The organism is Faecalimonas sp., assembly GCA_029264305.1.
In the GTDB taxonomy this organism is placed as follows: Bacteria; Bacillota; Clostridia; order Lachnospirales; family Lachnospiraceae; genus Faecalimonas.
This window is the reverse complement of the sequence record JARICA010000018.1, coordinates 54,284-68,156: the sequence shown is the minus strand read 5'-3', so window position 1 is coordinate 68,156 and position 13,873 is coordinate 54,284. Positions and strand designations below refer to the sequence as shown.

Genomic DNA, 13,873 nt, shown 5'->3' with positions numbered 1-13,873 from the left:
ATAATATGAAAATTGGTATTGTAGGTGGTACATTTGATCCAATACACAATGGACATCTTATGCTTGGTGCATATGCTTATGATAATTTTCAATTAGATGAAGTTTGGTTTATGCCTAACGGAAATCCACCTCATAAATCAGAAGAAATCAATATAGATTTCCGCTTAGATATGGTTAAATTAGCAATCGAAGATAATAATAAATTTTTCTTAAGTACATTTGAAATGGAAGAAAAACACCATTCCTATTCTTATGAAACATTGGAAAAATTACAAGAAATATATCCTGAAAATACGTTCTATTTTATTATTGGTGCGGATTCACTTTTTACAATTGAATTTTGGAAAGAACCTGCAAGAGTTTTTCAAGCATGTATTATACTTGCTGCCTGTAGAGAAGATAAAGAGATGAATGAAATGAATACACAGATTTCCTATTTAACAGAAAAATACGATGCGAAAATCAAATTATTAAAAATGCCTCTTATTAATATATCTTCCACTGATATTCGCAAAAAATGCGAAAAGGGAGAATCTATAGATGCTCTTGTTCCCAAAAAAGTACTGAATTATATTAAAACTCACCAATTATATGAGGGTAAATAAATGAAATCATTAAATGATATTGAGAAAATATTGGAAAAAATATTAACTGAAACACGCTTTCAACATACACTAGGTGTAATGTATACTGCTGGAGCACTAGCAATGAAATATGATGTAGAGTTAAATAAAGCAATGCTTGCTGGATTGCTTCACGATTGTGCGAAATGTATTCCATTAAATGAACAAATGGCTTTATGTAAAAAATACAATATTTCTTTAACAAAAAGTGAAGAAAGCAATCCAAGTTTAATTCACTCTAAATTAGGTGCCTATTTGGCAAAGGATATTTATGAAGTGACTGATGATGATATTTTAAATGCCATATCATGGCATACTACCGGGCGTCCATCTATGAGCCTTTTAGAAAAAATTATTTATATTGCAGATTATATAGAACCTAGAAGAAAATATATAGCAAATTTGCCATCTATACGTAAATTAGCATTTGAAAATATTGATCAAACTATATTAATGATATCAGAAAGTGTTTTGCAATACTTGACAAGTATGAATGCGGTTATAGATGATACAACTAGAAAAACGTACGAATTTTATAAACAGAAACTAGAAAAGGGGGAAGAGTAGTGGAACAATCAAAAAATATGGCTCGTATAGCTTATACAGCATTAGAAGAGAAAAAAGGAGAAGATATTAAACTAATTGATATTACTGGCATCTCTACTTTAGCTGATTACTTTGTTATAGCTAGTGGAACAAATCAAAGTCAAGTGAACGCGCTTGTAGAAAATGTCGAAGAGAAGTTAGAAAAATCTGGATATGAATTAAAACAACGAGAAGGATATGGACTTGGAAATTGGGTACTACTTGATTTCGGTGATATTATTATTCATGTGTTCGATGAAGATAATCGTCTATTCTATGATTTAGAACGCATCTGGAGAGATGGAAAACTAATAGAAAATATTGATAATTTATAGAAGTTCTTCTAAAGTAAATATCTTCTTTCTATGAAAGTAAAAATGTACCGACTTCCTAAAAGTCAGACTTAAACTCTGGCAATTTGGAAGTCGGTACATTTTTATAATTAAATATAACTTTGTATTCAAGAAAGAAATTCTAATTCTGAAATCATCTCAAAAATAGTAGGAGGTAGCCTATTTCATCATACGAAATACACCAATAACTTTTCCTAATATAGTTAAATCCTGTACAATAATTGGAGACATCGTATCATTTTCTGGTTGAAGGCGAAACGCATCTTTTTCTTGATAAAATGTTTTTACTGTTGCGCCATCATCAATCAATGCTACAATCATTTGTCCGTTAGATGCAGTACTGCATTTTTCTACTAAAACATAATCCCCATCTAAAATACCAGCATTAATCATGCTTTCGCCTTTTACTTTCAACATATATGCTGGATTATTGGACATAAACTCTGCGGGAATAGGGAAGTAATCCTCAATATTTTCTTGTGCAAGCAAAGGCTCTCCTGCAGCCACATGCCCAATCATAGGTACTTGCACGAGTTCTCTTCGTGTTAAATTAAACATTTCATCGATAATTTCTATTGCTCGAGGCTTGGTAGGATCACGGCGAATATATCCATTTTTTTCTAACGTTTCTAAATGAGAGTGGACAGAAGATGTAGATTTCAAATTTACAGCTTCACAAATTTCACGCACAGCTGGTGGATATCCTCTTTTCAAAATTTCTGATTTTATATATTCTAAAATTTCTGATTGTTTTTGACTAATTTTCCCGTATGACATATAATCCTCCAAATATTTAATCTTTTTTCTATTTTATCATAGAAATCAAAAAATAGCAAACAAATGTTTAGAAAATATGTTCGGTTTTCGATTGACAAACACTTGTTCGTAGTGTAATATATAAGCATAAGAACAAACGTTCGTTATTCTATTCGTATATTACAAGGAGGAGAATTATGTTAAAGAACAATTACAAACAGAGGAAAAAAAGGCGGATTCATGTAACAAAAAAATTTAAGACTTTTTTTGTTTTACCAGTTTTATTAGTTATTTTAGCATGCACGATCTATTATGGTGGAGTTCTTGCTAATGCACATGGCAATTTAGAAGAAGATCCTGTTGGATTTAAATATTATAAGAGCATAGAAATTAAATCAGGAGATACTTTATGGGGAATTGCTCAAAAGTATATGACAGAGGAATACGATTCTCCACAAGAATACATTGAAGAAATAAAACAAATTAATGGTTTAACTTCAGATAATCTTCAAGAAAGTAAACATATATTAGTTGCTTATTATGATATATCATTTAAAGAATAGTAATATTGATTAAAAAAACACCTATGGTTTTTCTTAAAATAGACAGAAGACCATAGGTGTTTTTATGCACAAATATAAATATTAAGTATGATTCTTACACATATACATCTATACGACAAATACCGATTTTTCAAATAGATGTATACTTTTCTTTCTGATTATGCTACAATATATATAAATACGAAAAAATTAACATATTTGAAAGGAACTCATACTTTATGTCAAAAGAATCTAAAACTTATCATGAACTTATGTATATAGATAACACATTGCGTTTGCGTGATGTATTGAATACAATGCCTACCTTTGTAAAAGATTATTTTCGTGCAATCGAACCAACAACTTCAATTAAAACTAGAATTTCTTATGCTTATGATATTCGTATTTTCTTTAAATTTCTACTTGAAAATAACCCTACTTATAAATCATATAAAATGACAGATTTCAATGTTTCTGATTTAGAACGGATTTCCCCTGTAGATATTGAAGAATATCAAGAATATTTAAAAGTCTATCAAAATGTCGATAAACAAATTACCAATGCTGAAAAAGGACTTGCCCGTAAAATGTCTGCATTAAGAAGTTTTTATAATTATTATTACAAGCATCAAATGATCGAAAAAAATCCATCATTGTTTGTGGACATGCCAAAAATTCACGATAAGGCCATTGTTCGATTAGACACTGATGAAGTTGCTCTTTTACTTGAATATGTAGAGAATTGTGGTTCACATTTAACAGGACAAAAAAAGGTCTATTATGAAAAAAATAAAACCCGTGATCTCGCTATTCTTACTCTTCTACTAGGCACAGGAATACGTGTATCAGAATGTGTAGGACTTGATATTTCAGATATTGATTTTAAAAATAATGGAATTAAAGTTATGCGAAAAGGTGGAAATGAAATGGTTGTTTATTTTGGATCTGAAGTAGAAAAATCGCTTACTACTTACTTAGAAACAACTAGAAATATAATTACTCCTCTTCCTCAACATGAAAATGCATTGTTTCTATCTGCACAGAGAAAAAGAATGGGTGTACAAGCAGTCGAGAATATGGTCAAAAAATATGCTCGCGAAGTTACTCCTAATAAAAAAATTACCCCACACAAATTAAGAAGCACATATGGAACAACGCTTTATAAAGAAACAGGAGATATTTATCTAGTGGCGGACGTTTTGGGACATAGAGATGTTAACACTACAAAAAAACATTATGCTGCTATAGACGATGCAAGACGTAGACAAGCTGCTAGTGCGGTGAAACTTCGAGAGCCATAAAATATTCCATATGAAACAAGTCTATTTTGTAAAAATATCCTCCTTATTGTTTTGCTAGTAAAGAGGATATTTTTATATATTATAATTGTTCAGAGTCCAAAACAATTGTAAAAGGTCCGTCATTTACAAGAGAAACCTTCATATCAGCTCCAAACTCTCCTTTTTGTACAATCGGGATTACTTTTTTACATTCTTCTATAATATATTCATAAAGAATATTCGCCTTATCTGGTACTTCTGCTTCAGTAAAACTTGGTCGATATCCCTTTTTACAATTTGCGTATAAAGTAAATTGTGAAATCAAAAGCAGTTCTCCTTCTACATCTTTTAAGGCAAGATTAGTTTTTCCATTTTCATCTTCGAATATACGTAGACCAACTAATTTCTTCACTAACTTATCTGCAATTTCTTTTGTATCTGATTGTCCAATCCCAATTAAAACAAGAAAACCTTTCCCTATTTTTCCAATTACTTCTCCTTCTACAGAAACAGAAGCTTCTGTAACTCTTTGAATAACAAATTTCATTTGTATTTCCTCCTAATTTTCATCAATTAGAACTATCATATCACTTTACCTACTTGTATTTCAAGTCAAAATAAGATACTATAAGCAAGACGTTTTTAATATTATTAAAACAAGAAAGGAATATTTAAAATGAAATTACAACAATTATTAAGTTATACGCGCAAAGCGATAGATGAATACGATATGATTCAAGAAGGTGACCATATTGCGGTAGGAATTTCTGGAGGTAAGGACAGTCTTACTCTTCTCTATGCGCTTCATGGTCTCAAACGATTTTATCCTAAAAAATTTGAATTAAGTGCTATTACTGTCGATTTAGGATATAGCGATTTTGATTTGACTCCTGTGGAAAATTTATGTAAAGAATTGGAAGTGCCTTATAAAATTGTAAAAACAGATATTGGTCGTATTCTTTTTGAAGAACGAAAAGAATCCAATCCATGTTCTCTTTGTGCAAAAATGAGAAAAGGTGCTTTAAATGAAGCTGTAAAAGAAATGGGCTGCAATAAAGTCGCATATGCACATCATAAAGATGATATTATCGAAACCATGCTTCTTTCATTGATTTTTGAAGGAAGATTCCATTCTTTTTCTCCAAAAACTTATTTAGATCGTATGGATTTAACTGTTATTCGTCCGATGATGTTTGTTGATGAAGTAGATGTAATTGGATTCAAAAACAAATATAATTTGCCTGTAGTGAAAAATAAATGTTCTGTAGATGGACATACAAAAAGGCAATATGCAAAAGACTTAGTAAAACAACTAAATACTGAACATAAAGGAACCAAAGAGAGAATGTTTACTGCCATTTTAAATGGAAAGATTTCCGGGTGGCCAGAACGTATAATACATACTAGATAACAAAGTAAGAATCCCCTTTTCTATTTGATATATACCTAATTGCTTAGCAAAAAGAAAAGGGGATTTTATTTATTACTTTAAAAATTTATTTCGTTAATGCTATCTTTCACTTCTATATAAGATAATATTGCATTTACTGTTCCGTTTATTCCTAGTTTTGAACTATCTAAACACAAATCGTAACTATTTGCTGCAGCCCATTTCTTATTACTATAATAATTATAGTAACTTGCACGTTTCTTATCTGTTTTTAAAATTAGATCTTTTGCTTTTGTATCTGTTAAATTATAAATACGTGCAATGCGTTTGATTCGGTTGTTTAAATCGGCATGAATAAACACACTTGTTCTGTTTTCATAGGATTCCAAAGCATAGTCCGCACATCTTCCTACTAATACACATGGTCCTTGATTTGCAATTTTCTTAATAGCATCAAATTGTGCAAGAAAAATTTTATGATTAAGCGGCATATCTACTAAAGTATTTGGAGAATATCCCATAGCGTATGTATCCATAACAAGAGAATATAAGAAACTATTTGTTGGTTTTTCGTCATGGGTTTCAAAAAGTTCTTCGCAAATTCCACTTTCCTTCGCAGCAATTGCTAACATTTCTTTATCATAAAAATCAATATGTAATTCATCTGCTAACAATTTTCCGATTTCACGTCCACCACTTCCAAACTGCCGTCCGATAGTAATAATCGTATTTGTTTTTTTCATAACAGTCACACTCCTTATGCAAATTATAAATACATTGTAAATACTATTAATAAATATTATACAACATTTTCTTTAAGAAGTATATATATTCTGAAAAATCATCTTGACATTTTATCTAATTTATCTAATAAATCAATAAAATATGTTGGTAATGGTGCATCTATCTCTAAATATTCGTTTGTTCTTGGATGATGAATTCCCAATATTTTTGCGTGTAATGTTTGCCCTTGTAAATGAAATGCGGATTTTGCAGGACCATAAACTGTATCACCCACAAGTGCATGATGTATACTTGCCATATGTACACGAATTTGATGTGTTCGTCCTGTTTCTAGTTGACATTCTATATAAGTATAATTTGAAAATCTTTTTAAAACTTTATAATGCGTAATTGCATCTTTTCCATTTTTGTAATTAATACTCATCTTTTTTCGATCAACAGAATGTCTTCCGATTGGCGCGTCTATTATTCCTTCATCTTCTTTTATGATACCATGCACAATTGCATGATAGATCCGTTTGATATTATGTATTTTCAAATCTTCAGCAAGTTTTTGATGTGCAAAATCATTTTTACAAACTAAAAGAGAGCCTGTCGTATCCATATCTATACGATGTACAATTCCTGGTCTCATTACTCCATTAATACCAGATAAATCCTCTTTGCAATAATTCATAAGAGCATTTACCAGTGTTCCTGAGTAATGTCCTGGACAAGGATGTACAACCATTCCTTTTGGTTTATTTACAATAAGAATATCTTTATCCTCATATAGAATATCTAACGGGATTTTTTCCGGAAGAATATCTGGTTCTGCTAATTCAGGAATACTTACCTTTATTATATCATTCATATTAACTTTATAGTTTGCTTTAACGGTTACACCATTTACGGTAATATCGTTGTCTTTAATTAATTTTTGAATATATGACCGTGAAATATTATCTAGTTTTTTAGAAAGAAATACATCAATTCTTGTCCCAGTATCATTTTCTTGTATAGTAAATTGTTCTTCTTTCATACTACTTCAATCCTCTTCCATTTACTTTAAAACTAAAAATATCATTAATTTCTTTATCTTTATAAACAAACAAAATGAGTATAGCAAGAAGAATTACGCTTACCACAACGAAAATATCAGCAACATTAAAAATAGGAAAATCAATTAATTTAAAATAAAAAAAATCGATAACATATCCTAAACGTAGTCTATCAATCATATTTCCAATTGCACCGGAAACAATCAAAATCCCACAAATGTGTAGTGGTAAAAACCTTTTGCTCACTGGTAATTTTATATATAAATATAATACTGCGGCTATAATCAAAATAAAACTGAAAACAAAAAAGGTTCTTTGATTTTGCAACATCCCAAAGGCAGCTCCTCTATTTTCTAAATAGTTAAGTTCAAAAATATCCTTAATCACTATAAAACTTTTTTTGCCTTTTAAATGTTCTACAGCTAAAAATTTTGTATATTGATCAAAAAAAATACATAGTATTACCATTAAAATACTACATATATAACATTTTATTTTTTCCTTTTTCATGTCAATCTCCTTCTATTATACATATTTATGCAAAAGTACATAATAACGTCCTTTTTTCGTCTGTGAAAGAATTCCCTTATATTGAACTCTCCCCTTTTTTCTAACCGAAATAATATCATTTTCTTTAATATTATAGCTATTTGTAGTAATAAGCTTTCCATTCACAAAAACAAGTCCTGTTTCAATGAGAGGAACAAGTTTATTTCTTGATATTGAAAAAGCAAGGGAAAGAATACTATCTAATCGAATTGATGCAACAGTTCCTTTGATTTCCTCAATATTAGGCGTATACGAAAAAGTCTGTTCGTCTTCTATTTCGACATATACAGAAGTATGACGTATTCTTGTTAAATTTTGACAAATAAAATCAGCCAAGGATTCATGTATAAAAGCATATGCATTTCCATCAATAAGTAAAATATCTCCTAATTTACAACGTTCAATCCCTAAATTTAATATAGCCCCTAAATAATCCCTATGAGAAAGTTCTTCAGCAAACTTTTTATGTAAAGGAGATATTTTTAAGACTTTTATCGGATAAAAAGGTGTATAATAAAGAGCATCAGGTAGAAAAGCAACCATCTGACGCTCTGAACCACAATATCCTCCATCTGTTTCGTACTTTGTAAAAAACAGATTTGATGATGTTGTATGTAAAATATTCAACTCATTGAGATTTAAAAAATCTGAATACGTAGCAATTCCTCTTTGATAAGATATCCTTGATAATTCTATCAGTCTTTTCTGTAATACAATCTCTTCTTTCTGCATAACATTATTCCTAAAATCTTGTTCGAATAGATGGTACGTCAAAAGATGTATTTAATAAATCTTGTAAATCTCCAGAAATTTCTACATTTGTAGGTGTAACTAAGAAAATATAGTTGGAAATTTTCTGCAAATTTCCTCTAATAGCATATGTAGCACCTGAAGTGAAATCAATAATACGTTGCGCAACTTCTAAATCAATTCCTTCTAAATTTAAAATAACTGTTCGTCCACTTAATAATGTTTCTGTGATTTCTCGCGCATCATCTACTGCCGTCGGCTTAATCACACACACTTCCATACTTGCAGCTCTTTTTCCGTTTGGCTGACGCATTGGTGTTACCTTATTGTTGCTATGATTAGAAAGAGAGGCTGATTTTTCTTTACTTTCTTCTTGTAAATCAAAATCTTCAACTTCTTCTTTATCTCTTCTAAAAAAAGATTTTTTTGGCTTTTCTTCGTATTCCTCAAAATCCTCTTCTCCTAAGAAATCGTCTTCTTCTCCATCATCTAATTTCATAATATTCAAAAATTTGTCCAAAACACCCATTACTGTATATTCTCCTTATATTTTTATTCTATATTGTAATTTCTAGCCCCAAAGATAGAAGTTCCTACACGGATTACATTTGCTCCTTCTTCTATCGCTATAGCATAGTCATTGCTCATTCCCATGGAAAGAATGCTCATAGTAATATTATCAATGTTTTTCTCTGCAATGTCAACAGATAAATTCTTCATTTTAGTGAAAATTTCTCGATTTTCTTCTGGATTTTTTACATTTGGTGCAACAGTCATTAATCCTTTTACACGAATATGAGATAAAGTATGGATTTCTCTTAAAAGTTTCTCTAAATTTTCAGGATAGACACCAAATTTACTTTCCTCCTTTGCCATATTTACTTCAATTAAAATATTAACAATACAATCTTTTTTCGCTGCTTCTCTTTCAATAGTTTCAGCTAAGCGTAATGAATCTACAGAATGAATTAATGCTACTTTATCTACAATGTATTTTACTTTATTTGTCTGCAAATGGCCAATCATATGCCAGTGGATATCCTTTGGCAATACCTCATATTTATCTAGAAGTTCCTGCACTTTATTTTCACCAAAATCTCTGCATCCGTTATTATATAATTCCTCTATCATTTCTATTGGTTTTGTTTTACTTACAGCAATTACAGTTATATCATCCACATTTAAAGATTTTTTATGGCAACTTTCACAAACTTTTTTCATAACATAATTTAAATTATCTTTTAACATTTGATCACTCCTACTGCACAATAATGTCATTTTCTTTTATTTTTTTCCCATATAAAGCAATATGGTCATAATTTGATAAACCAAATTCATTTTTTGCTTGAACAATATAAAACTCTTTACGTTCACAAAGAATTTCTACTTGTTTGAATATAGCGTATCCCTTATTAATCTGATAAACACCAGATAATTTTTTTGTTTCTCCGATTATATGTGTCATATTGGAATCAGGTTTAATAATAATATCTCCCTTATTTAATTCCGACAAATCAACATATGATAACTGATCTTTTTCAGAATAAACATCCAATGGAACAAATTCTACTGTATTTTTATTTTTGGATGATTTTTTTAATACGCCTGTTTCATTACTGTTCCCACCTTTTACAATATATTCTGTTGGTATTACAAAAAAAGGCTTTTCAACAATAGCAGATTTAGGAATTTTCAACCCGCTATAATCTGTAAAAATTAATTCCAAATCAAGAAAACGTTCATTTGCATAACGTATCATTCCACTAGAAAAATGGATGTAGGCCATATATTGATTTTCCTGTTTTTTTACAAAAAGATTTCCCACCATCTTTTCATCATCCTTTAAAAATCGAACAGTAATCATTGTTCTATCTTTTAATTCTTTAGCTGTTCTTTCTGTAATAGGAATGGCTACCGACCAATTCTCTGAAGTAATTAACTTACATATTGGTTCTCCAGAAGAAATTTTCATGTTATCATTCAATTCTTTCACATAATATTTTTGTCTATCAAAATTAGATCTCCTAATTTGCTCTTCCGTAAATGATTCATATCCATCTGTATTATATACAATAACCCCATCATCTTCGCTTTTTAATAGGAAATCTTCCGGCGTGCTATTTGATATTTTATTAAAAAAATCATTTTCATCAGAAGAAAAATCAGATAATGTATTTTTGATTGTCTCCTTAAAAGAATATACTTCTGAAAAATTTGAATCCGAAAAATTATTTGTAAATGATTGCACGGTAAGACTAAGAGAATTTTGTTGTTCTTCTGTCAAACTTTTTATTGCTTTTTCTTTCGCAAAATTTCCGGTAGTTTGGTTGACAAACTTTTCAGAAGACATAGCACATATTTTTTCTCCTTTTTTAATTTTCCTATTTTCTGTGGAGGAATATTTTATATAGCCATCTTTATCGGACAAAACTATTTTTTCCTCTCGTATAGCCATTCCAGTATAGTTTTCATCATTTAAAATTCTCCCCATATGCACCTCATATGAATCAACGTGATTCCTTGTTGCGTAAGAGATAATTAAAATAATTAGATAAATAAATAAAGTCCCAAATAATATGATACCAACATTCATTTTCCATTTTTTTCGATAAACGATTACTTTTTTATTCTCTGACAAATCAAAAGCCTCCTATGATAAACTATTTAATGCAGCTCCATTTAAGTAATTATAAAATTTCCCCTGATAATATCTATTTTTCTTCATGTAAGCAAGTGCTTCATCTTGTAATTTCCACCAACTTGTATTCCAATTAGAGAATACGGCATCTTTTTCTGGAACACGACTAAATAAACGTTCAACAATAATATTTGGACTTAAATATGCCAAAAATATTGCAAGCCGCTCAATATATTCTTCTTTAGAACATAACTTAATTGTACCATGTTCATAAGCCTCACACAATGGTGTGTTTTTAGGAATGTAAAGCGAATGTAATTTCACGATATCCGTTTCTAGTGCTGAAACTACTTTGGCTGTTTCTATTGTATCTCTCAATGTATCCTGGGGGAGATTTAAAATTAAATGCGTACAAATAGAAAATCCATATCTCTGTATTCTTTTTACGGCATCAATATATTCTGCAATTCCATGACCTCTTGAAATAAAATCAAGTGTATGATAATTTACTGTTTGCAAACCCAATTCTAAATGAATAGAAATGTGATACGTTTCTTCTACAGTTTTTAAAAATTGTAGATAGTCTTCTCTTACACAATCTGGTCTCGTAGAAATGGAAATTTCTACAATATTCGAAACCTTAACAGCTTCTAAAACATACTTTTTAAACACTTCTAATGGCATATATGTATTTGTGTAATTTTGAAAATAGGCAATAAATTTTTTTGCATGATATCTGCCTGAAATATACTCTTTTGTTTTTTCTAGTTGTTCTGTAACAGAAACGGTTGATTTCATTGCTTCAAAACCAGTGCCCACATCTGCACAAAAACTACAACCATGTCCATTTATTCTATTTGGACATGTAAGAGGGAGATTAATTGGAAGTTTATATACTTTTTCTCCATATTTTTCTTTCAGATAATCAGAATATTTATTATATAATTTTTTTTCACTCATTGTTTATTCCTCTATGTATAAATTGATTTTTTTTGCAAATACTACTGCTATCATGAATAAGGGGGAATCATATGAAATGGTTTGACAATACCGCACTCACATTAGTTATTTTAGGTGCAATCAACTGGCTTTTAATCGGAATTTTTCAATTTGATCTTGTTTCATTCTTATTTGGAGAATTATCCTTCCTATCAAGAGCAGTTTATACGATTATTGGACTTTGTGGGTTATACTTAATCAGTTTATATGGACGGATTAAAGAAATGTAGTATAAAACAAAGGGAGGTTTTTGCCTCCCTTTAATTATTCTGAAACTGCATTAAGCATTTTATTCATATTTTTATATACGAGAGATTTTGTTTCCGCACCCATAACAATTGAAACATACAAATGACCCTCTTCATTTTTTGAAAGCAATACTAAACATCTTTTTGCTTCTCCTGTATTTCCAGTCTTTCCACCGATTACAGTTAAATGTTCTGGTTTTTCTGCCTTCCCTAATCCATAAAGGCTTGTTGTTTCCAACGGTAATGTACGAATTGTTCCATCTGTACTGGTAACAGACATATCGTATTTCGTTTCAGATACAATCTTAATGAACTCATCATATTGAATACATTGATTAAAAATAAGGTATAAATCGTACGCCGTCGTATAATGATTATTATCATGTAGACCATGAGGGTTAACAAAATGTGTATGTGTAGCACCAATATCATACGCTTCTTTATTCATTAACTTAGCAAAATTTTCTACACTTCCAGAAATATGTTCTGCAATTGCTACTGCGGCATCATTCCCAGAAGGAATCAGCAATCCATACAGTAATTCTCTTAAAGTAAGTTTATCTCCAGCCTTAATCCCACACAATGAAGCTGCAGGTGGAAATGTTGTTGCTGTTTTTGAAACAGTTACTACATCATCTAAATTACCATATTTCAAAGCAACTAAAGCAGTTAAAATTTTTGTCGTACTTGCTGGATAAATTTTTTTATAAATATTTTTTCCATATAGTACTTTTTTATCATGAAGGTCAAATAATCCAACAGCACTTAGTGTTGCATCGGTATTAACTGATTTGTAAGAAACCTCTTCTTTAGACGTTACACAAAGTTTTTCAGCGATTCCATCAGCTTTATAAACTGTCTTCTTATATTGCTCGTTTTCATAAGTAGAAAGATTACTTCCAGAAGTACCACAACCGATAAGAAATGAAGAAGTTAAAATTCCACACAAAATCATTTTGATATATTTATCTATACATTTCACGCCAATCTAAATCTCCTCGTTCTATTGCTAAAATCAAAATTTCCGCAGTAGCAACATTTGTTGCAATTGGAATATTATGCATATCACATAAACGCACAACATCGTTTACATCTGGTTCATGTGGTTTTACATTCATTGGATCTCGAAGAAAAATTAAAGCATCAATATCATTCTGTGCAATTTGAGCACCTAATTGTTGCATCCCCCCCAATGGTCCTGCAAGATATTTTGTAATATTCAAAACCGTAACATCTTCAATCAAACGTCCTGTTGTACCAGTCGCAAATAAATTATGTTTCTTCAAAATACCGCGATATGCAATACAAAAATTCTGCATAAGAGCTTTTTTCGCATCGTGAGCAATTAATCCGATATTCATTTGTAAATCAACTCC

At 30.2% G+C, this 13,873-nt stretch carries 19 protein-coding genes; 7 read left to right on the top strand and 12 right to left on the bottom strand.

The window, feature by feature from the left end; genetic code table 11:
- The first annotated feature begins 5 nt into the window (after positions 1 to 5).
- The 3 genes from nadD to rsfS are packed head-to-tail and all read left to right on the top strand — an operon-like array spanning position 6 to position 1,543.
- Positions 6 to 605, top strand: a complete 600-nt coding sequence (nadD, locus tag ACY2U7_RS05865; protein WP_461812770.1) for a nicotinate-nucleotide adenylyltransferase — start codon at positions 6 to 8, stop codon at positions 603 to 605.
- On the top strand, positions 606 to 1,190 hold the full coding sequence (gene yqeK, locus ACY2U7_RS05860; protein ID WP_461812769.1) for a bis(5'-nucleosyl)-tetraphosphatase (symmetrical) YqeK: 585 nt from the start codon (positions 606 to 608) through the stop codon (positions 1,188 to 1,190). It begins immediately after the preceding gene.
- Positions 1,190 to 1,543 (top strand): ribosome silencing factor, encoded by a 354-nt coding sequence (gene rsfS, locus ACY2U7_RS05855; protein WP_461812768.1) that lies wholly within the window; start codon positions 1,190 to 1,192, stop codon positions 1,541 to 1,543. Before yqeK ends, rsfS begins: the two co-directional genes overlap by 1 nt.
- 177 nt (positions 1,544 to 1,720) lie before the next feature.
- Here rsfS and lexA read toward each other — a convergent pair whose 3' ends face one another.
- On the bottom strand, positions 1,721 to 2,338 hold the full coding sequence (gene lexA / locus ACY2U7_RS05850; RefSeq protein WP_461812767.1) for a transcriptional repressor LexA: 618 nt from the start codon (positions 2,336 to 2,338) through the stop codon (positions 1,721 to 1,723).
- 176 nt (positions 2,339 to 2,514) lie between these two features.
- Here lexA and ACY2U7_RS05845 point away from each other — a divergent pair, with 176 nt between their 5' ends.
- Both ACY2U7_RS05845 and ACY2U7_RS05840 read left to right on the top strand, forming a co-directional pair.
- A complete protein-coding gene (locus tag ACY2U7_RS05845; RefSeq protein ID WP_461812766.1) occupies positions 2,515 to 2,880 on the top strand; it encodes a LysM peptidoglycan-binding domain-containing protein in 366 nt (121 codons plus the stop codon).
- Between the two features lie 218 nt (positions 2,881 to 3,098).
- Positions 3,099 to 4,160, top strand: a complete 1,062-nt coding sequence (locus tag ACY2U7_RS05840) for a tyrosine-type recombinase/integrase (RefSeq protein ID WP_461816048.1) — start codon at positions 3,099 to 3,101, stop codon at positions 4,158 to 4,160.
- 79 nt (positions 4,161 to 4,239) lie between these two features.
- On the opposite strand, the gene dtd is transcribed toward ACY2U7_RS05840, so the two are convergent.
- Positions 4,240 to 4,686, bottom strand: a complete 447-nt coding sequence (gene dtd, locus ACY2U7_RS05835; protein ID WP_461812764.1) for a D-aminoacyl-tRNA deacylase — start codon at positions 4,684 to 4,686, stop codon at positions 4,240 to 4,242.
- A 129-nt stretch (positions 4,687 to 4,815) separates the two neighbouring features.
- Here dtd and ACY2U7_RS05830 point away from each other — a divergent pair, with 129 nt between their 5' ends.
- Positions 4,816 to 5,550 (top strand): tRNA lysidine(34) synthetase, encoded by a 735-nt coding sequence (locus ACY2U7_RS05830; protein WP_461812763.1) that lies wholly within the window; start codon positions 4,816 to 4,818, stop codon positions 5,548 to 5,550.
- A gap of 77 nt (positions 5,551 to 5,627) precedes the next feature.
- Here the strand turns inward: ACY2U7_RS05830 and ACY2U7_RS05825 are convergent, their stop codons facing one another.
- The 8 genes from ACY2U7_RS05825 to mnmL form a co-directional block, all read right to left on the bottom strand.
- The gene (locus ACY2U7_RS05825; protein ID WP_461812762.1) at positions 5,628 to 6,272 is read right to left on the bottom strand and encodes a cytidylate kinase-like family protein; all 645 of its coding nucleotides are present in this window, start codon (positions 6,270 to 6,272) and stop codon (positions 5,628 to 5,630) included.
- Positions 6,273 to 6,370: 98 nt separating this feature from the next.
- Positions 6,371 to 7,294, bottom strand: a complete 924-nt coding sequence (locus ACY2U7_RS05820; protein WP_461812761.1) for an RluA family pseudouridine synthase — start codon at positions 7,292 to 7,294, stop codon at positions 6,371 to 6,373.
- Between the two features lies 1 nt (position 7,295).
- Positions 7,296 to 7,823: a signal peptidase II gene (gene lspA / locus ACY2U7_RS05815; protein ID WP_461812760.1), complete on the bottom strand. Its 528-nt coding sequence runs from the start codon at positions 7,821 to 7,823 to the stop codon at positions 7,296 to 7,298.
- 15 nt (positions 7,824 to 7,838) lie between these two features.
- The gene (locus ACY2U7_RS05810; RefSeq protein ID WP_461816047.1) at positions 7,839 to 8,594 is read right to left on the bottom strand and encodes a YlmH family RNA-binding protein; all 756 of its coding nucleotides are present in this window, start codon (positions 8,592 to 8,594) and stop codon (positions 7,839 to 7,841) included.
- Positions 8,595 to 8,604: 10 nt separating this feature from the next.
- Positions 8,605 to 9,141, bottom strand: a complete 537-nt coding sequence (locus ACY2U7_RS05805; RefSeq protein WP_461812758.1) for a cell division protein SepF — start codon at positions 9,139 to 9,141, stop codon at positions 8,605 to 8,607.
- 23 nt (positions 9,142 to 9,164) lie between these two features.
- Complete coding sequence (locus ACY2U7_RS05800; RefSeq protein WP_461812757.1) at positions 9,165 to 9,860, bottom strand: YggS family pyridoxal phosphate-dependent enzyme; 696 nt, start codon at positions 9,858 to 9,860, stop codon at positions 9,165 to 9,167.
- A 10-nt stretch (positions 9,861 to 9,870) separates the two neighbouring features.
- Positions 9,871 to 11,250: a biotin/lipoyl attachment domain-containing protein gene (locus tag ACY2U7_RS05795; protein WP_461816046.1), complete on the bottom strand. Its 1,380-nt coding sequence runs from the start codon at positions 11,248 to 11,250 to the stop codon at positions 9,871 to 9,873.
- Positions 11,251 to 11,262: 12 nt separating this feature from the next.
- Positions 11,263 to 12,210 (bottom strand): tRNA modification radical SAM protein MnmL/YtqA, encoded by a 948-nt coding sequence (gene mnmL, locus ACY2U7_RS05790; RefSeq protein ID WP_461816045.1) that lies wholly within the window; start codon positions 12,208 to 12,210, stop codon positions 11,263 to 11,265.
- A gap of 71 nt (positions 12,211 to 12,281) precedes the next feature.
- Between mnmL and ACY2U7_RS05785 the strand changes: the two genes are divergently transcribed.
- Positions 12,282 to 12,479 (top strand): DUF378 domain-containing protein, encoded by a 198-nt coding sequence (locus ACY2U7_RS05785; RefSeq protein WP_461812754.1) that lies wholly within the window; start codon positions 12,282 to 12,284, stop codon positions 12,477 to 12,479.
- 34 nt (positions 12,480 to 12,513) lie between these two features.
- Here ACY2U7_RS05785 and ACY2U7_RS05780 read toward each other — a convergent pair whose 3' ends face one another.
- Positions 12,514 to 13,479, bottom strand: coding sequence for a D-alanyl-D-alanine carboxypeptidase family protein (locus tag ACY2U7_RS05780; protein ID WP_461812753.1), 966 nt, complete (start codon positions 13,477 to 13,479; stop codon positions 12,514 to 12,516).
- Complete coding sequence (locus tag ACY2U7_RS05775) at positions 13,463 to 13,858, bottom strand: methylglyoxal synthase (RefSeq protein ID WP_461812752.1); 396 nt, start codon at positions 13,856 to 13,858, stop codon at positions 13,463 to 13,465. Before ACY2U7_RS05775 ends, ACY2U7_RS05780 begins: the two co-directional genes overlap by 17 nt.
- Between the last annotated feature and the right edge of the window lie 15 nt (positions 13,859 to 13,873).

Bases quoted from the DNA above. Each gene is read 5' to 3' on its own strand.
- ACY2U7_RS05830 (WP_461812763.1), top strand. From the start codon at position 4,816: ATGAAATTACAACAATTATTAAGTTATACGCGCAAAGCGATAGATGAA.
- ACY2U7_RS05800 (WP_461812757.1), bottom strand. From the start codon at position 9,860: ATGTTAAAAGATAATTTAAATTATGTTATGAAAAAAGTTTGTGAAAGT.
- mnmL (WP_461816045.1), bottom strand. From the start codon at position 12,210: ATGAGTGAAAAAAAATTATATAATAAATATTCTGATTATCTGAAAGAA.
- lexA (WP_461812767.1), bottom strand. From the start codon at position 2,338: ATGTCATACGGGAAAATTAGTCAAAAACAATCAGAAATTTTAGAATAT.
- nadD (WP_461812770.1), top strand. From the start codon at position 6: ATGAAAATTGGTATTGTAGGTGGTACATTTGATCCAATACACAATGGA.
- lspA (WP_461812760.1), bottom strand. From the start codon at position 7,823: ATGAAAAAGGAAAAAATAAAATGTTATATATGTAGTATTTTAATGGTA.
- ACY2U7_RS05825 (WP_461812762.1), bottom strand. From the start codon at position 6,272: ATGAAAAAAACAAATACGATTATTACTATCGGACGGCAGTTTGGAAGT.
- ACY2U7_RS05810 (WP_461816047.1), bottom strand. From the start codon at position 8,594: ATGCAGAAAGAAGAGATTGTATTACAGAAAAGACTGATAGAATTATCA.
- ACY2U7_RS05840 (WP_461816048.1), top strand. From the start codon at position 3,099: ATGTCAAAAGAATCTAAAACTTATCATGAACTTATGTATATAGATAAC.
- ACY2U7_RS05785 (WP_461812754.1), top strand. From the start codon at position 12,282: ATGAAATGGTTTGACAATACCGCACTCACATTAGTTATTTTAGGTGCA.
- yqeK (WP_461812769.1), top strand. From the start codon at position 606: ATGAAATCATTAAATGATATTGAGAAAATATTGGAAAAAATATTAACT.
- ACY2U7_RS05805 (WP_461812758.1), bottom strand. From the start codon at position 9,141: ATGGGTGTTTTGGACAAATTTTTGAATATTATGAAATTAGATGATGGA.
- ACY2U7_RS05820 (WP_461812761.1), bottom strand. From the start codon at position 7,294: ATGAAAGAAGAACAATTTACTATACAAGAAAATGATACTGGGACAAGA.
- ACY2U7_RS05845 (WP_461812766.1), top strand. From the start codon at position 2,515: ATGTTAAAGAACAATTACAAACAGAGGAAAAAAAGGCGGATTCATGTA.
- dtd (WP_461812764.1), bottom strand. From the start codon at position 4,686: ATGAAATTTGTTATTCAAAGAGTTACAGAAGCTTCTGTTTCTGTAGAA.
- ACY2U7_RS05775 (WP_461812752.1), bottom strand. From the start codon at position 13,858: ATGAATATCGGATTAATTGCTCACGATGCGAAAAAAGCTCTTATGCAG.